Raw genomic sequence first — 16,770 nt, 5'->3', positions numbered from 1 at the left:
CCGCCGTCCCGCCCGGAACGAACGTCCCCACCGAGGGGCTCGCGGGGTGGGCGCTGTCACTGATGGATCGGCTCGGCGGACTCGGTGCCGGCCTGGCGATCGCGCTCGAGAACTTCTTCCCCCCGTTGCCCAGCGAGGTGATCCTGCCGCTCGCGGGATTCGCGGCCGGCCTGGGCAGCTTCACGCTGGTATCGGCGCTGTTCTGGACGACCCTCGGTTCGCTGCTCGGCGCGCTCGGCCTCTATGGGTTGGGGCGGGCGGTCGGGGAGGAGCGGATCCGGCGGATCGTGGACCGGATGCCACTGGTCGACGTCGCCGATCTCGACCGGACGGCGGCCTGGTTTCACCGGCACGGCGGCAAGTCGGTGTTCCTCGGCCGCATGATTCCGCTGTTCCGCAGCCTCGTCTCGATTCCCGCCGGGGTCACCCGGATGCCGCTGTGGCGGTTCGCGATCCTCACCGCAGGCGGAAGCCTGATCTGGAACACGGTGTTCGTGCTGGCCGGTTACCACCTGGGACAGAACTGGACACGGATCGAGCCGTACGCATCGGGATTCCAGCGCATCGTGATCGCCGTGGTCGTGGTCGCGGTCGGTGTCCTCGTCGTCCGCCGGTTCCTGCGCCGCCGCGCGCAGAGCCGGGACCTGGAACGGTGAACGAATTCAGAATCGGTGCCGCGCCGCCGCGAGGTCGACACGGTCACCGCGGATCGGGGTGCCTTCGAGCGCGAGCCGGGCAAGCTGGCGGCGAGCCAGATGCGCGGCGGGCTTACCGGACGCCGGCAGGACCCGATGCCACGGAAGGTCCGCGCTGTCGGTGCGCATGATCCACCCGACGGTGCGCGGACTCGACAGGCCGGCGGCGTCGGCGATGTCGCCGTAGGTCGCTACCCGGCCGGCGGGGATCGACGCGACCAATTCGCGGACGCGTTCGATCTGTGCGTCGGTGGTCGCGGCCATCTACAGCATTCCGCGGATCAGAGCCGCGGTCTCCTCGGGCCGCGCCTGGTCGATCATGTGGTCGCAGTCCATCTCCAGTTCGGTCAGATTCGTGCCCAGTCGCTCGGCGAGCGCCGCGCGGAACTCGTCGGTGACGTACGGCGGCTGTACCTTCGCTGCCCGCACGACGGTGGTCGGAAGGTCCACGGGCGGCAGCACGAAGTCGCGGGCGAGTTCGCTCCAGGACGTCACCAGCGCCGGCACGAACAGACGCCAGTTCACCCGGCCGGTCTCCAGTTCGATCAGATGCTCCGCTATCTCGGCGTCGAGCAGTTCCTCCGCGACCTCGCCCCACGCGCCGTGCACCTTGTCGGAGCGAGCCTCCGCGGCATCGGTGTAGTCGGGATACCGGACCGTGAGATCCGCGATCTCCTGCATGCGGTCGGGCGGCAGTCCGATCGCCGGGTCCAGCAGCAGCAGCCCGCGTACCCGGTCGGGGGCGGTGGCCGCGAGGTGCACCGCGAGAGCGCCACCGAACGAATGCCCGACCACGAGCACCGGCCCGGTGGTGTGGGCGTCGAGCACCCCGAACAGGTCCTGCACGTGCGTCTCGAAATTCCACGGCGGTGCCCACGGCGACCGGCCGTGCCCACGCAGGTCGGGCGCGACGAACCGGGTGTCCGGGAGGTGCCTGGAGGCGAGGTGTTCCCACCGGCGGCCGTGGCCGGTCAGACCGTGCAGGGCCAGGATCTGCGGGCCGTCGGCCGGTCCGAACAGGTGGGTGTGCAGCGGCGGCGGTGGCGTGTTCACGCCGATCACTATCGCAGTTCGCGCGCGGTCGCGCCGCCCGCGAATCGTGCCGGGCTCGTCCGGGTCGGTGCCGTGTCGGACCCTTCTGATGGGATATCGGCATGACCGTCGCCGACCTCCGCACACTCGACCGGACCCGCCGTCCGGCCGCGCGGCTGGTGCAGCGACCGGACACGGCTCCTCCCCGGCGCGAGTGGCCCGACGACGTGCGGCGGGTGTTTGCGGACGCCCCGCCGTTGCCGCGCTGGCGGCCCTGGCAGATCCTCGGCGGCCCCGGAACCGGCAAGACATCGCTGCTCGTCGACCTGGCCGTCTCGCGGATCGCGGCCGGAGCCGAACCGGAATCGGTCCTGATACTCACTCATTCGCGCCGCGCCGCGACCGCGGTGCGTGAGGAGATCACCGCCGGCCTGCTGCGCGAAGGTGCCGGCACCGGTGCCCGCGCCACCCGCGAGCCCCTGGTCCGCACGGTGCATTCGTATGCGTTCGCGGTGCTGCGGCTGCAGGCGTCGGCACACGGCAATCCGCCGCCGCGGCTGATCACCGGCGCCGAGCAGGACGCGGTGCTGCGCGAGCTGCTGCGCGGCGATATCGACGACGGCGCCGACATGTGGCCCGAGCGCCTGCGACCGGCGCTGGGGATGACGGGGTTCGCGGTCGAGCTACGCGACCTGATGCTGCGTGCCAACGAACGCGGTCTCGGGCCGGAGGACCTCGTCGCGCTGGGGGAGGAACGCGACCGGCCCGAATGGGTCGCGGCGGGCCTGTTCGCGGTCCGCTACGAGCAGGTGATGCTGCTGCGTGGCGCGGTCGGTCTCGAAGCCCCCGAGGCCACGGCACCGGCCCTCGATGCCGCCGAACTCGTCGGTGCCGCGCTCGCCGCGTTCGCCACGGACCCGGATCTGCTCGCGTCCGAACGCAGCCGCATCCGGCACCTGCTCGTCGACGACGCCCAGCACCTCGATCCGCAGTCCGCGCAGCTCATCCGCGCGATCGGTGTCGGCACCCGCACCGCAACGGTCACGGGCGACCCCGACCAGATGGTGTTCGCCTTCCGCGGCGCGGACCCCGGGTTCCTCACCGGGCTCGCCGAGACCGATCCGGAGCGGCGCATCGTGCTCGGCACCAACCATCGTGCAGGTACCGATGTCGCGGCCGTCACCGACTCCATCGCACGGCGGTTGCCGGGTCTGCCGCCGCATCGCGGGGCCGCGGCCGTCGCGGACGACCCCGAGCCCGGTCGGGTGCGGGTGCGGGTGTTGCCGACGCCGGCCAAGGAGGCGGCACTGATCGCCGACACCCTGCGCCGCGCACACCTGATCGACGAGGTGCCCTGGTCGCGCATGGCCATTGTGGTGCGCTCGGTGCCGCGGGTCCTCGCGCCGCTGCGCCGTGCCCTGCTCGCCGCGGGCGTCCCCATGACCACCGCGGCCTCCGAACTGCCGCTGGCGCGTCAGCACAGCGTCGCCGGCCTGCTGCTGGTGCTGCGTGCGCTCTCGGGGCGGCGGTTCGGCGGTGAGGAAGCCCTGGCGTTGCTGTCCGGTCCCGTCGGTGGTGCCGAACCGGTGACGCTGCGGCGACTGCGCCGGGGCCTGCGGCGCGTCGAGGTCGCTGCCGGGGGAGACCGCGACTCCGCGGAACTGCTGCGCGCGCTGCTCGTCGACGGGGAGGACGCCGAGACCACCGCGCACCTGGTGCGCGGGCTCACCGACGTCGAGGCGGCGCCGTTGAAGGGCGCGCTCGCGGTGCTCGGCAAGGCCCGCGCCGCGATGAACCGCGGTGGAGGCGTCGAGGACGTGCTCTGGGAGGCGTGGCAGGCCACCGGTCTGGAACGCCGTTGGGCGGCGGCGTCCGCGCGTGGTGGCCCGGCCGGGGCGCAGGCCGATCGTGATCTCGACGGGATCGTCGCGCTGTTCGACGCCGCCGCCGACTACGTCGACCGGCTGCCGCGCGCCCACATCGCCGGATTCGTCGACTACCTCAGCGAACAGGAGATCCCGGGCACGGTCCGCAACCGCGCCACCGCCGAATCCGAAGCGGTCACGGTCGTCAGCGCGCACTCGGCGGTCGGCCGCCAATGGGACGTCGTCGCGGTCGCCGGAGTCCAGGAAGGTCTGTGGCCGAGCCTGCGCGCCCGCGGCACCCTGCTCGGCATCGAAGCGCTCCTCGACGCGGTCTCCGGGGTCGACGGGGGAGCCGACGGCATCACCCGGCTGTCGCGGACCGCGCCGCTGCTCGCCGACGAGCGCCGGCTGTTCCTCGTTGCGTGCAGCCGCGCCCGCCGCGAGCTGCTCGTCACCGCCGTCGACGCGACCACCGCGGACACGGACCTCGTGCGATCGCGGTTCGTCGACGAACTGCTCGGCAGAGACGACACCGACACCGAGGGCGACGAGACGCTCGAGCCCGACGGTCTGCCCGACGAGGCCCGGATCCGGGTGCTCGCGTTGCCGGCGCTCGTCGCCGAACTGCGCAGCGTGGTGTGCGATCCGGTGGTCGCCGCGTACGAGCCGGAACGGCAACGACGGGCCGCGGCGCAACTGGCCCGGCTCGCGCGGGCGGGGGTGCGCGGCGCGCACCCGGACCGTTGGTACGGCACCGCCGACCCCAGTACCGACCGGCCGCTGTGGGATGCCGAAACCGAGGCGGTGCCGCTGTCGCCGTCCACGATCGAGCAGCTCACGACCTGTCCGCTGCGGTGGATGTTCGAACGACACGGTGGCACCGACGGCGAGAACAGCCACGCGGTCGCGGGAACGCTCGTGCACACCCTGGTGCAGGCGCTCGCCGGACGGATCCCGCCCGACCAGGTGGACCGGGCCCTCGAACGTGCCTGGGACTCGGTCGATCTCGGTTCGCAATGGTACGCGCGCCGCGAGCTGGAGCGGACCCGCACGATGCTCGAGACGTTCACGACGTGGCTGCGCGGCTCGCGCGGCGAGCTGACCGAGGTCGGTGTCGAGGTCGCCGTAGACGGCATCCTCGAGCCGCCGGCCGATGGCCTGCCGCGGGTGAAGCTGCGTGGCCGCATCGACCGCCTCGAACGCGACGCGGACGGGCGGCCCGTCGTCGTCGACGTCAAGACCGCGAAGAACCCGGTCACCAAGGATGCCGCGCGCGACCACGCGCAGCTCGCCGCCTACCAGGTCGCGGCGGCGACCGGGGCGATCGACGGGGAACCGGCGACCGAACCCGGCGGGGCACGTCTGGTGTTCGTGGCCAAACCGCACAACAAGGACGGCGCCGCCCAGCGGACGCAGCCGCCCCTGGACGCGGAGGGACTCGCGCACTGGCGCACGGTGATCCACGAGGCCGCGGCGGCCACCCGCGGACCGCAGTTCCTCGCGCAGGTCAACGACGGATGCCGGCACTGCCCGGTGATGTCGAGCTGCCCCGCGCACGACGACGGCAGGCAGGTGACCGGCGGATGAGCACGCCTCGGGTCCTTCGTCGTCGCAGCGTCGGGGCGGTCGAACTCGCTGCCGCGGTGGGGCAGAAGTTCCCGCCCACCGACGAGCAGGTCGCGGTTATCGAAGCGCACCGCGGGCCGACCCTCGTTGTTGCGGGGGCCGGTGCCGGCAAGACCGAAACGATGGCTGCGCGTGTGGTGTGGCTGGTCGCCAACGGATTCGTCGACCCGGAACAGGTACTGGGCCTGACGTTCACCCGCAAGGCGGCCCAACAGCTGACGACCCGCATCCGCACGCGGCTCGCGAAACTCGCCGGCTCGCGGCTGGTGCGCGACCTGGACCCCGGTGGTGAACTGCGCAGCCGGATTCTCGGTAGCGAGCCGGAGGTGAGCACCTACCACGCGTACGCGGGGCGCCTGCTCGGCGAGCACGGGCTGCTGCTGCCGATCGAACCGTCGGCGACTCTCCTGTCGGAAACCGAGCTGTGGCAGATCGCGCACCGGGTGGTCAGCGCGTGGGACGGCGAGCTCGAGACCGACAGCAACCCGGCCTCGGTCACCGAGGCCGTTCTCGCGCTGTCCGGTCAGCTCGCCGAGCACCTCGTCGAACCCGAGGATCTGCGTGAGGCCCACACCGAACTCGACAAGCTGATCCACACGTTGCCCGCCGGGCCGGGTCAGCGGGGCGGGCCGTCGAAAGCCCTGCTCGGCTACCTCGGCACCCAGCAGAATCGGATTGCGTTGCTGCCGCTGGTGCAGCGGCTCGCGGAGACGCTGCGGCGCGAGGGCGCGCTCGATTTCGGCAGTCAGATGTCGCTGGCGGCGCGGGTCGCCCAGGACCACCCCGAGGTGGGCCGCACCGAGCGAGAACGTTTCCGGGTGGTGTTGCTCGACGAGTACCAGGACACCGGCCACGCCCAGCGGATCCTGTTGTCGTCGTTGTTCGGGGGTGGTCAGGACCCGGACCTCGCCGTGACCGCGGTGGGCGACCCCATGCAGTCCATCTACGGCTGGCGCGGCGCGTCCGCGGCCAACCTGCCGCGGTTCACCACCGACTTCCCGGTGCGCGGGCGGCCCACACCGGTCCTCGAGCTGCTCACCAGCTGGCGCAACCCGCCGGAGGCGCTGGCCCTGGCCAACCACGCGACCGAACCGCTGCGGTACGGGGGGGTCGAGGTCAGCACCCTCCGTCCGCGACCGGGTGCCGACCCGGGCGACGTGCGGCTGGCGCTGCATCCCGACATCGAGGCCGAACGCGACTGGGTCGCCGACCGGATCGCCGCCGAATACGCCGCGGACGGTCGCGACAAGCCGCCGACCGCCGCGGTGCTGGTGCGCCGCAACGCCGACGCCGCCCCGATCGCGGAGGCGCTGCGGGCGCGGGGGTTGCCCGTCGAGGTCGTCGGGCTCGGCGGCCTGCTGCACACTCCGGAGGTCGCCGACGTCATCGCGATGCTTCGGCTGGCGGCGGACCCGATGGCCGGCAGCTCCGCGGTGCGGGTGCTGACCGGCGCCCGCTGGCAGCTCGGCGCTGCCGACCTGACGGCGCTGTGGCGGCGGGCCCGGGAGCTGGCGATCGGGGGCCGGTACGCGGTGACCGGGGCGGTCGCCGACACCGCGGCCCTCGACGACGCGCTCGACGCCGCACTTCCCGGTGAACAGGCCGAACAGGCGGGCCTCGCCGATGCGATCTCCGATCCCGGTTCGCCGCAACACTATTCGGAATTCGGGTACGCCCGCATCACCGCGCTCGCGAAGGAACTGGCGTCGTTGCGCGAGCGGCTCGGGCAGCCGCTGACCGAGCTCGTCGCCGAGGTCGAACGGGTCCTCGGCATCGGCATCGAGGCGCAGGCGCGCGTCGACGCCCGCGGCGGCAGCACCGGCCGCGAACACCTCGACGCGTTCGCCGACGTCGTCGCCGGATACGCCGGGCGCGGCACCGCCACACTCACCGGGCTGCTCGCCTATCTCGCCGCCGCCGAACAGATCGAACAGGGCCTCGCCCCCGGCGAGGTGGAGGTCGATCCGAACTGTGTGCAGGTGCTCACCGTGCACTCGGCCAAGGGCCTCGAATGGGAGGTTGTGGCCGTGCCGCACGTCAGCGCCGGGGTGTTCCCGTCGTCGACGGCCGCGGCGACGTGGCTCGGTGCGGTCGCGGAACTGCCGCCACAGTTGCGCGGCGACCGCGCCGACGTCTCGGCGGACGGCACCGCGACCGACGGGGTGCCGCAGCTCGACCTCGACGACGTCTACGACCGCAAGGTCCTCGAAAACACCATCTCCGCGCACAAGGACGCGCTCAAGCAGCGGAAGCTCGACGAGGACCGCCGCCTGTTCTACGTCGCGCTGACCCGCACCGAACGGGCCCTGCTCGTGTCGGGCCACCACTGGGCCGAATCGGGTAGCGAACCGAAGGGCCCGTCGCCGTTCCTGGCCGAACTGCACGACCTCGTCGAGGCGCAGCCGGACCTCGGTGTGATCGAGATCTGGGCGCCCGCACCGGAAGCCGGCACCGACAACCCGCTGATGGCGACGCCCCGCACGGCGCCGTGGCCGCGCGACCCGCTCGGTGTGCGCCGCGCCGACGTCGAACGCGGCGCGGCCCTGGTGCTCACGGCGCTGGACGAACCCGAACCGGAGCCCCCGGCGAGCATCGAGGACGACCCCGACGAATGGGCCGCCGACGTCGACGCGTTGCTCGCCGAACGCGAACGCCGCGCCGAACACGGCGCCGAGGTGATGCTGCCCGCGCAGATGTCGGTGAGTCAGCTCGTCGACCTCGCCACCGATCCGGACGCCCTCGCCGCGCGGCTGCGCCGGCCGCTGCCGTTCCGGCCGAACCCGCTGGCGCGCCGCGGCACCGCCTTCCACGCGTGGCTCGAGCGCCGGTACGGCGCGACGCGGCTGCTGGATCTCGACGAACTGCCCGGCGCCGACGACGAGGGCGGCGACGAAACCGATTTCGACCGGCTGCAGGAGGCGTTCCTGCGGTCGCCGTGGGCGCAGCGCAGCCCGGTCGAGGTGGAGGTGCCATTCGAGACATCTCTCGGCGGCACCGTGATCCGCGGCCGCATCGACGCGGTGTTCGAGGATCCGGACGGGGGATGGACCGTCATCGACTGGAAGACCGGCGCCGAACCGACCGACGAGAAACTGCAGTCGGTGGCGATGCAGCTCGCCGCCTACCGGCTCGCGTGGGCGCAGCTGATGGCCGCCCGGACCGCGCGGCACACCGGCCGTCCCGCCGAGCTGCCCCTCGACCGGGTGCGGGCCGCGTTCCACTACGTGCGCACGGGTCGCACCGTCGCCCCGGTCGACCTGCCGGGTGCCGCGGAACTCGAGCAGCTGATCCGTTCGGGCGGTGCGGTCCGCGAACCGGTCCAGCATCCAGAAAATTGAAGCACCACAGCATCTTTCATAACAACACCGCTTGACGATCGTGGCGTGACCGCCGATCGCGGTAGCCCTCTGCTGCTGCGCTGTACCGGCGCAGGCCGGGACCCCCTGTGTCGGCGGCGGCGTGCGCGTCGACGCCCGAGCAACAGCTATTGCTATACGTAGACATATACGTATACTCGTGCCATGGCTACGATGGCCGCATGCCGAACAAGACGATCTATGTCTCCGATGCAGACCTGCCGGTGTTCCAGCGCGCGCAGGAACTCGCCGGGGGCAACCTGTCCGCGGCCATCTCCAAAGCCCTGCATCGCCTCGTCGAGGTCGAGGAAGGACTCCTGGAGGGATTCGAGGAGATCACCGTTCGAGTCGGGGTCGGGGCGGGGAAACTGCAGCGGTTCCAGGGAGTGTTGCTGGCGGACTGGAACCGATCCACCGCCACCGGCGTCGAGCGCTACCGCGCGTACCGCACCCGCGCCGGCAAACTCGCCGTCCATGTCTCCCGGCCGAAGGGCTTCGTGCACACCGCGGGCAAGGACGGCCAGCTGACCGGCTGGCGCAAGCATTTCGCCACCGACCAGCAGTGGGGCGAAACCCCCGCGGCCGCGATCCTCGAGGTCTTCGACACCTTCGAGGATCTGCGGGCGGAGGTCCCCGCCGAGCTGGCCGCCCTGGTGGAGGTCAATGCCACCGAACCCGAGGTCGAGGACCTCGACATCTGACGCCCCCGGTGTTGCCGGGGGCACCCGGTATCACCGTAAGGAGCGTTCATGTCCGCAACGTCCGTCCCGGCGATCGAGATCGTCGGGCTCCGCAAACAGTACGGCGACCAGACCGTGCTCGACGGCATCGACCTGACGGTGCCGGCCGGCACCGTCACGGCGCTGCTCGGCCCCAACGGGGCCGGCAAGACGACGGTCGTCTCGATCCTGTCCACCCTGCTGTCCGCAGACGGCGGCACCGCGCGGGTCCTGGGCCACGACGTCGCCCGCGAACCGGACATCGTGCGACGGCTGATCGGTGTGACCGGTCAGCTCTCCGCCGTGGATCCGCTGCTGACCGCCGCCGAGAATCTGCGGCTCATGGCCGACCTGTTTCACCTGCCCCGGTCCGAAAGTCGGAGCCGCATCGCGGGTCTGCTCGACCGGTTCGGGCTCGCCGACGCCGCTCGCAGACAGGCACAGCAGTTGTCCGGCGGCATGCAACGCAAGCTCGACCTGGCCATGACCCTCGTCGGCAACCCGCGAGTGGTGTTCCTCGACGAACCCACCACCGGCCTGGATCCGCGCGCTCGCCGCGACCTGTGGGACCAGGTGCGCACCCTGGTCGACGGCGGCGCAAGCGTGCTGCTGACCACCCAGTACCTCGATGAGGCAGACCATCTCGCCGACCGCGTCGCCGTCCTGCACGGAGGCCGGTTGGTCGCCCACGACACTCCGGCCGGGCTCAAGGCCGCCCACGACGCCGGTTCACTCGACGACGTCTTCCTCGCACTGACCGCTCCGATCGACACGAAGGAGGTGGCGTGATGACCGCCGCCGACGCAACCACCGCATGCGCTCCCGCGCTCGTTCCGGCGGGGCCGCCCGGACCCTCCCGCGCCGCCCGCGACCTGGTGACGATGACCAAGCGCAGCCTGGTGCGGATGATCCGCTACCCGTCGCTGACCCTGACGGTCGTCGGCATGCCGGTCGTCCTGCTGCTGTTGTTCGTGTACGTGTTCGGCGGCGCATTCGGCGCCGGTGTCGCTGAGGGTGTTTCGCCGGGAGCAGGCGGTCGCGCGGCCTACCTCGACTACCTCACGCCCACCATGCTCGTCATGACCGCGACGGCCGTCGCGCAGTCGACGTCGATCGGTGTCGCGATGGACATGACCGGTGGCATCGTCACCCGGCTGCGCACCATGCCCGTCGCGTCCCTGTCGGTGCTCGGTGGGCACGTGGCCGCCGCCGTCGTGCAAACCCTGCTGGCCATCGCGGCCGTCCTCGGCGTGGCCGCCCTCCTCGGCTTCAGGCCCGGTGCGGACGCGACCGAATGGCTTGCGCTGGTGGGCTTCCTGACTCTGGTCGCACTCATGCTGACTTCGCTGTCCGTCGCGATGGGTGTGGCCGCGCGCAGTGTCGAATCGGCGTCGAACACCCCGATGATCCTGCTGCTTCTGCCGTTCCTGGGCAGCGGATTCGTGCCCGTCGAGACGATGCCCACCGCGGTGCGCGTGTTCGCCGAATTCCAGCCGTTCACGCCGATCATCGAAACCGTCCGTGGGCTTCTCGAGGGCAGCGGGCCGGAGGCCTCGACCGGCTGGATCGCCGTCGCGTGGTGCGTGGGCCTGACATTCGTCGGCTGGCTGTGGGCCCGCGCCGCCTACCGCCGGCCCCGTGTCTGAGGGGTAACGGCCGCTGAACCGGATCAGCGGCGGGGTGAGCTCCGCCACACCTTCACGGCCTCGGTGACGAGCGGAATCTGCAACGGAAGGCGCACGACCGCGATCACCTTCGCGGCGGGCGAGATGCGAGCGCTGCGCAGCCACGACACGGTCATCTGGATGTTGGCGGGGAACACCGCGACGAACAACGCTGCGGCGAGCGCACCTCCGAGCCGCCGCGTCCGCGGAAAGGCCAGTGCGGTACCGACGGCCAGTTCCGCCACACCCGAGGCATAGGTATAGGCGCGGGCGTCGCCGGGCAGCGCCCGGGGCACGATCCGGTCGAACGGCTCGGGGCGAGCGAAGTGCAGGGTTCCGGTGCCGAGCAGCAGCGCGGCAAGCCGTAGGGCGGACGCGCGGGTCGGTTGTGTGGACATGTGCGCCACGGTAGCGGTCTGGGCGTAGGCTGCGACGCGATGTCAGCACCCATCGGTGCCGGCAACCGACGACGAAGAGGTGGAGTCCACGCAATGCCTGGCAGGTTGCGCGCGCGGTTCAGCCGCTCCGATCAGCTCACCGAACGCCCGGATTTCGCGCTCGTCGGCGTCCTGCGGGTACCGCAGGAACAGCAGAGTCCCGGCGTGGCCATCGCCCGGCGGATCGGATATGCCGTTGTCGCACTGACCGTGGCGGTTCTCGTCGTCTACATCGACCGCAGCGGGTATCGCGACGTGCAGGACAACGAAATGTCCCTGCTCGACTGCATCTACTACGCCACGGTCTCGCTCTCCACGACCGGGTACGGCGACATCACCCCGTTCACACCGGAAGCGCGGTTGATCAACGTCCTGGTGATCACCCCGTTGCGGATCTTCTTCCTCATCGTCCTGGTCGGTACCACCCTGTCGGCCCTCACCGAGAATTCCCGGCAGGCATTCAAGATTCAGCGTTGGAGGCGCAAGGTGCGTAATCACACCGTCGTCATCGGTTACGGCACCAAGGGCCGCACCGCTGTCGACGCCATGCTCGGCGACGGCATCGCGCCGTCGGACATCGTGGTCGTGGACATGGACCCGGTCGTGCTGGAGACGGCCGCGGGGCAGGGTCTGGTGACGGTGCAGGGGTCGGCGACGAAGTCGGACGTGCTGCGCCTGGCGGGTGTGCAGCACGCGTCGGCGGTCATCGTCGCCGCGAACCGTGACGACACCGCCGTGCTGGTGACGCTCAGCGCCCGCGAGATCGCGCCGAAGGCGAAGATCGTGGCGGCGATCCGCGAATCGGAGAACACCCACCTGCTGCGTCAGTCCGGCGCGGACTCGGTGGTCATCTCGTCCGAAACCGCGGGCCGGTTGCTCGGTATCGCGACGACCACCCCGAACGTCGTGGAGATGATCGAGGACCTGCTGACCCCGGAGGCGGGGTTCGCGATCGCCGAGCGCGACGTCGAACCCGGCGAGGTCGGCGGATCGCCGCGGCACCTGTCCGACATCGTGCTCGGTGTCGTCCGCGACGGCCGTCTGCTGCGCATCGGTGCCCCGGAGGTCGACGCGGTCGAGGCGAACGACAAACTCCTCTACATCCGCAGGGTGTCGGCCTGATCCACCGTCGAAGCACACGGTTAAGGTGCAGGGCGTGACCCGTTTCGAACTGTCCGGCACCCCGCTGCTCTCCCGTACCGTCGTCGACCGCGCCGAGGAATTGCGCTCCGATGTCGATGCCTTGCGTGGAGGCTGGGCGCAGGCTCGGCTGCTGCGCGTCGACCGGCGAGGACAGGTGCCGGTGGACGGAGACTCGGTCGTGTTCGGCAAGGCCGTCGAACTCGGCCCCGAACCTCAGCCCGGCGCGGTGTTCCTGGGCGTGCGCGAGGGCCGGCACGTGTGGGCCGTCCGGGTGCTGGCGCAGACCGGACCGGTCGCGGACCTGCGTCGCCTCGGCGAGAAGCTCGACAGTGCCGAGGCCGATCTGATGGTCAGTGCCGTGGCGTTGCTGAACTGGCACGATCAGGCCGGATTCAGCGCGATCGACGGATCCGCGAGCGAACCGACGATGTCCGGATGGTCGCGCATCAGCACGGTCAGCGGTCACGAGGAGTTCCCGCGCACCGACCCGGCGATCATCTGCCTCGTGCACGACGACGGTGATCGCGTGCTTCTCGCCCGGCAGCCGACGTGGCCGGAGCGCCGATTCTCGGTGCTCGCCGGATTCGTCGAGGCCGGCGAATCCCTCGAATCGTGCGTGGTCCGGGAGATCCGCGAGGAGGTCGGGCTCGATGTGCGCGACGTCCGCTACCTGGGCAGCCAGCCGTGGCCGTTCCCGCGGTCGGTGATGCTCGGGTTCGCCGCGGTCGCCGACCCGGAACAGCCGTTCGAGTTCCAGGACGGTGAGATCGCCGAGGCGGCGTGGTTCACCCGCGACCAGGTCCGCGCGGCCCTCGAGATCGGGGACTGGGCGTCGTCCGAGGACGCGCCGCTGCTGCTGCCCGGGTCGATCTCGATCGCGCGCGGCATGCTCGAAGGATGGGCGAACGCCTGACGGCGTTGCGCAGCGAGTTCGACGGGCACACGAATCCGCTCGGCCGCCAGTCGTCCGCTGTGACAATTGCGTTGGCGGATGCCTGGCGACCGAGCGAATGTGAAAAGAGCCGGCGGCCGCGAGTCCCTACAGGCCCAGCGCGGCCTTGACCTCGACCAGCGACGGGTTGGTCGCGGTGCTGCCGTCCGCGTACTTCACGGTCGGCACGACGTGATTGCCGCCGTTGACGCTGCCGACGAACTCCGCGGCGGCCGGGTCGGCCTCGATGTCGATCTCGGTGTACGCGATGCCGTTCGCATCGAGCTGCGTCTTCAGGCGCCGGCAGTAGCCGCACCAGGTGGTCGAGTACATCGTGAGGGCGGAGGCTTCGGTCGTGGTCATGTTCGCGAGAACACCACATCGGGGCGGTTCTGTTCCCGGCGGGGTCCCGGATGTGTTCTGCGCCACAGGCGTCGGGGGAGTCGCGGCAATGGGCTGTCGGGGCGCACTGCCATGATGGAGGCCATGCGAGCGGATGCGGCGGTGGACGGGCTGGACCCACAGCAGGCGGCGGCGGTGCTCGCCCCCCGCGGCCCGGTGTGCGTGCTCGCCGGCGCCGGCACCGGCAAGACCCGCACCATCACCCGTCGCATCGCGCACCTCGTCTCCGCCGGTCACGTCTCCGCCGGACAGGTCCTCGCGGTGACGTTCACCGCCCGCGCGGCGGGGGAGATGCGCTCACGCCTGCGCGAACTCGGCGTCGGCGGATCGGGTGCCCAGGTGCAGGCTCGCACCTTCCACGCCGCCGCGCTGCGGCAGCTGCGCTACTTCTGGCCGCAGGTCGTCGGTGACATCCCGTGGCAGCTGCTCGACCGCAAGTTCGCGGTCGTGTCACAGGCCGCGCACCGCGCCAAGTTCGCGACCGACACCGACACCGTGCGCGACCTGCTCTCGGAGATCGAATGGGCGAAGGGCTCGCTCATCGCGCCGGAGGACTACCCGGCGGCGGTCGAGCGGGTCCGCCGTGAACCCCCGGCCGAGGCGTCCCGGGTGGCGGCCGTCTACGAGATCTACGAGAAGCTCAAGGTGCGCGACGAGGGGATGTACCTCGACTTCGACGATCTCCTGCTGCACACCGCCAGCGCGCTCGAGGAGAACAGCGCCGTCGCCGAGGAGTTCCGCGACCGGTATCGCTGTTTCGTCGTGGACGAATACCAGGACGTCACGCCGCTGCAGCAGCGGGTCCTCGACGCGTGGCTCGGCGACCGCGACGACCTGACCGTCGTCGGCGACGCAAACCAGACCATCTACTCGTTCACCGGTGCCACCCCGAAATACCTGCTCGACTTCACCCGGCGCTTCCCGGAGGCGACGATCGTGCGCCTCGAACGGGACTACCGGTCCACGCCGCAGGTCGTCGACCTCGCCAACCGGGTGATCGGCGCGGCCCGCGGCCGCATCGCCGGCACCCGTCTGCAACTGATCGGGCAGCGCCCGCCGGGCCCGGAACCGCACTTCGCCGAGTACGACGACGAACCGGCCGAGGCCACCGCTGTCGCCAAGGCGATCGCGAAGCTGCTGCGCGACGGGGTCGACGCCGCCGAGATCGCGGTGCTGTACCGGATCAACGCGCAGTCGGAGGCGTACGAGCAGGCGTTCACCCAGGCCGGAATCCCGTATCAGGTGCGTGGCGGCGAAGGGTTCTTCCAGCGCGACGAGGTGCGGCAGGCCGTCAACGCGCTGCGGCAGGTTCACGCGCGCGACGACCTGCCCGAGGAATCGGGTCGCGGTGCCGGGCTCGTCACGCTTGTTCGTGCGGTCCTGGTGCCGCTCGGGCTCACCGACACCGAACCGGCCGGTGCGCAGGCGCGGGAACGTTGGGCGTCGCTGACCGCGCTCGTGGCGCTCACCGAGGAACTGCTCGAACATCAGCCCGAACTCACCCTCGACGAGTTGCTTCGTGACCTCGCGGCGCGCGCCGAAGCGCGGCAGCCACCGACCGTGCAGGGCGTGACGCTCGCCTCGCTGCATGCCGCCAAGGGCCTGGAATGGGACGCGGTGTTCCTCGTCGGGCTCACCGACGGCACGCTGCCCATCACCCATGTCACCGGCGACAGCAACACCCCGCCGGACGAGGCCGGCATCGAGGAAGAACGCCGCCTGCTGTATGTCGGGGTGACCCGTGCCCGCGTCCACCTGCACCTGTCGTGGGCGCTGTCCCGCAGCGAGGGCGGTCGCCGGTCGCGGCGCCGCTCCCGGTTCCTGCACGATCTCATCCCCGAGGACTCACCGGCTTCGCGAATCGCGATCCCACCGCCGTCGAAGAAGAAGCGGCCGCAGTGCCGGGTGTGCGGCAAGCCCCTGATGGGATCGACGTCGACGATGCTGGGCCGCTGCGAGACCTGCCCGTCGAACCTCGACGAGGATCTGCTGGTGGCGCTGAAGAACTGGAGGCGGGAACGCTCGAAGGAGCAGAAGGTTCCGGCCTACGTCGTGTTCAGTGACAACACGCTCGTCGCCATCGCCGAGCAGCGGCCGGGCGACACCCGATCGCTGGTGGCGATCCCGGGGATCGGCGCGAAGAAGCTCGAGCAGTACGGCGAGGATGTGCTCGCGCTCGTACGGGGCGAACGCACCGCGGACACCCTCGACATCTGACCGCAAAACCGCAGGTAGAAAATAACTTGTGCGATCGACGGCCTCGAACCTAGGCTGGACGACGTTGTCACGGGAAGAGCCCGTGCGCGAACGACGTGAGGAGGTGGCCACGATGATCGGCTTCAACGCAGCTGCAGCGGACCTGGCCGCCGCGCGCGTCGTGGCGCCCATCGCCGCCGCACCGTGGGCGCATCGTGCCCGCGCTGCCGCCGCCTCGTCCGTGGCCCGAAGCCGGTTCCGGGAGATTCCCCGGTAACCCGCTCCATCGTTTCGGCCACGGACCCGCCCAGCGGACCGTGGCCGTTCTTCTTTCCGGCCCCCGGTTCGCGCCCATCATCCGAACCAGCCAGAAGGAGGCCACTGTGCCGACCGCAACTGTGCCCACCCCGACTGCGACCGTGACCGAGATCGGCGTCGCGATCGACCGGACCGGGACGGCACGTGTGCGTGAACTCCCGTGCCGACAGGACAACCCCGACCTGTGGTTCGCCGAGACCCCGGCCGAGCTCGAGCAGGCCAAGGCGCTGTGCGCCGACTGTCCCATCCGCACGCGCTGCCTCGCGGCGGCACTCGATCGCGCCGAGCCGTGGGGTGTGTGGGGCGGCGAGATCCTCGACCGCGGAACCGTCGTCGCACGCAAACGCCCCCGGGGGCGACCACGGAAACAACTGGTGTGCGCGTGA

14 protein-coding genes and 1 pseudogene are annotated in these 16,770 nt (G+C 71.1%); 11 read left to right on the top strand and 4 right to left on the bottom strand.

Annotation, left to right across the window (positions count from 1 at the left end):
• Positions 1 to 62 precede the first annotated feature (62 nt).
• Positions 63 to 656: a DedA family protein gene (locus RZ1_RS10375; protein WP_083583634.1), complete on the top strand. Its 594-nt coding sequence runs from the start codon at positions 63 to 65 to the stop codon at positions 654 to 656.
• A 6-nt stretch (positions 657 to 662) separates the two neighbouring features.
• On the opposite strand, the gene RZ1_RS10370 is transcribed toward RZ1_RS10375, so the two are convergent.
• Entirely contained in the window at positions 663 to 959 is a 297-nt protein-coding gene (locus RZ1_RS10370) for an MGMT family protein (protein WP_072811516.1), read from the bottom strand.
• Positions 960 to 1,748, bottom strand: coding sequence for an alpha/beta fold hydrolase (locus RZ1_RS10365; protein WP_371306250.1), 789 nt, complete (start codon positions 1,746 to 1,748; stop codon positions 960 to 962).
• 101 nt (positions 1,749 to 1,849) lie between these two features.
• Between RZ1_RS10365 and RZ1_RS10360 the strand changes: the two genes are divergently transcribed.
• The 5 genes and pseudogenes from RZ1_RS10360 to RZ1_RS10340 all read left to right on the top strand — a co-directional run bounded on the left by RZ1_RS10360 (position 1,850) and on the right by RZ1_RS10340 (position 10,939).
• On the top strand, positions 1,850 to 5,179 hold the full coding sequence (locus RZ1_RS10360) for an ATP-dependent helicase (RefSeq protein WP_072811512.1): 3,330 nt from the start codon (positions 1,850 to 1,852) through the stop codon (positions 5,177 to 5,179).
• Positions 5,176 to 8,556, top strand: coding sequence for an ATP-dependent helicase (locus tag RZ1_RS10355; RefSeq protein WP_072811714.1), 3,381 nt, complete (start codon positions 5,176 to 5,178; stop codon positions 8,554 to 8,556). The genes RZ1_RS10360 and RZ1_RS10355 overlap by 4 nt, the downstream gene beginning before the upstream one ends.
• Positions 8,557 to 8,756: 200 nt before the next feature.
• On the top strand, positions 8,757 to 9,275 hold the full coding sequence (locus tag RZ1_RS10350) for an EXLDI protein (protein ID WP_072811510.1): 519 nt from the start codon (positions 8,757 to 8,759) through the stop codon (positions 9,273 to 9,275).
• 48 nt (positions 9,276 to 9,323) lie between these two features.
• A pseudogene (locus tag RZ1_RS10345) lies at positions 9,324 to 10,064 on the top strand (ABC transporter ATP-binding protein); the annotation flags it as partial.
• Between the two features lie 17 nt (positions 10,065 to 10,081).
• Complete coding sequence (locus tag RZ1_RS10340; protein WP_083583622.1) at positions 10,082 to 10,939, top strand: ABC transporter permease; 858 nt, start codon at positions 10,082 to 10,084, stop codon at positions 10,937 to 10,939.
• A gap of 23 nt (positions 10,940 to 10,962) precedes the next feature.
• Here RZ1_RS10340 and RZ1_RS10335 read toward each other — a convergent pair whose 3' ends face one another.
• Positions 10,963 to 11,355 carry a DoxX family protein gene (locus RZ1_RS10335; RefSeq protein ID WP_072811506.1) on the bottom strand — a complete coding sequence of 131 codons (393 nt, stop codon included), beginning with the start codon at positions 11,353 to 11,355 and terminating at the stop codon, positions 10,963 to 10,965.
• Between the two features lie 93 nt (positions 11,356 to 11,448).
• Here RZ1_RS10335 and RZ1_RS10330 point away from each other — a divergent pair, with 93 nt between their 5' ends.
• The gene (locus RZ1_RS10330) at positions 11,449 to 12,516 is read left to right on the top strand and encodes a potassium channel family protein (RefSeq protein ID WP_072811504.1); all 1,068 of its coding nucleotides are present in this window, start codon (positions 11,449 to 11,451) and stop codon (positions 12,514 to 12,516) included.
• Positions 12,517 to 12,550: 34 nt separating this feature from the next.
• Complete coding sequence (nudC, locus tag RZ1_RS10325; protein ID WP_072811710.1) at positions 12,551 to 13,450, top strand: NAD(+) diphosphatase; 900 nt, start codon at positions 12,551 to 12,553, stop codon at positions 13,448 to 13,450.
• Between the two features lie 126 nt (positions 13,451 to 13,576).
• Here the strand turns inward: nudC and mrx1 are convergent, their stop codons facing one another.
• Entirely contained in the window at positions 13,577 to 13,831 is a 255-nt protein-coding gene (gene mrx1 / locus RZ1_RS10320) for a mycoredoxin Mrx1 (protein ID WP_072811499.1), read from the bottom strand.
• A gap of 111 nt (positions 13,832 to 13,942) precedes the next feature.
• Here mrx1 and RZ1_RS10315 point away from each other — a divergent pair, with 111 nt between their 5' ends.
• The 3 genes from RZ1_RS10315 to RZ1_RS10310 all read left to right on the top strand — a co-directional run bounded on the left by RZ1_RS10315 (position 13,943) and on the right by RZ1_RS10310 (position 16,770).
• Positions 13,943 to 16,087, top strand: a complete 2,145-nt coding sequence (locus RZ1_RS10315; protein WP_072811498.1) for an ATP-dependent DNA helicase UvrD2 — start codon at positions 13,943 to 13,945, stop codon at positions 16,085 to 16,087.
• An 82-nt stretch (positions 16,088 to 16,169) separates the two neighbouring features.
• Positions 16,170 to 16,343 carry a hypothetical protein gene (locus RZ1_RS30465; RefSeq protein WP_169917892.1) on the top strand — a complete coding sequence of 58 codons (174 nt, stop codon included), beginning with the start codon at positions 16,170 to 16,172 and terminating at the stop codon, positions 16,341 to 16,343.
• 142 nt (positions 16,344 to 16,485) lie between these two features.
• Positions 16,486 to 16,770, top strand: coding sequence for a WhiB family transcriptional regulator (locus RZ1_RS10310; RefSeq protein WP_072811708.1), 285 nt, complete (start codon positions 16,486 to 16,488; stop codon positions 16,768 to 16,770).

This window comes from Rhodococcus zopfii NBRC 100606 = JCM 9919, assembly GCF_001895025.1.
GTDB classification, from domain to species: domain Bacteria; phylum Actinomycetota; class Actinomycetes; order Mycobacteriales; family Mycobacteriaceae; genus Rhodococcus; species Rhodococcus zopfii.
Note: the sequence above shows the minus strand (reverse complement) of the source record. Positions and strands in the feature narration are given on the sequence as shown.

Coding starts and splice junctions, on each gene's coding strand:
- RZ1_RS10330 (WP_072811504.1), top strand. CDS start 11,449: ATGCCTGGCAGGTTGCGCGCGCGGTTCAGCCGCTCCGATCAGCTCACC.
- RZ1_RS10350 (WP_072811510.1), top strand. CDS start 8,757: ATGCCGAACAAGACGATCTATGTCTCCGATGCAGACCTGCCGGTGTTC.
- RZ1_RS10370 (WP_072811516.1), bottom strand. CDS start 959: ATGGCCGCGACCACCGACGCACAGATCGAACGCGTCCGCGAATTGGTC.
- RZ1_RS10335 (WP_072811506.1), bottom strand. CDS start 11,355: ATGTCCACACAACCGACCCGCGCGTCCGCCCTACGGCTTGCCGCGCTG.
- RZ1_RS10355 (WP_072811714.1), top strand. CDS start 5,176: ATGAGCACGCCTCGGGTCCTTCGTCGTCGCAGCGTCGGGGCGGTCGAA.
- RZ1_RS10375 (WP_083583634.1), top strand. CDS start 63: ATGGATCGGCTCGGCGGACTCGGTGCCGGCCTGGCGATCGCGCTCGAG.
- mrx1 (WP_072811499.1), bottom strand. CDS start 13,831: ATGACCACGACCGAAGCCTCCGCCCTCACGATGTACTCGACCACCTGG.
- RZ1_RS10360 (WP_072811512.1), top strand. CDS start 1,850: ATGACCGTCGCCGACCTCCGCACACTCGACCGGACCCGCCGTCCGGCC.
- RZ1_RS10315 (WP_072811498.1), top strand. CDS start 13,943: ATGATGGAGGCCATGCGAGCGGATGCGGCGGTGGACGGGCTGGACCCA.
- RZ1_RS10340 (WP_083583622.1), top strand. CDS start 10,082: ATGACCGCCGCCGACGCAACCACCGCATGCGCTCCCGCGCTCGTTCCG.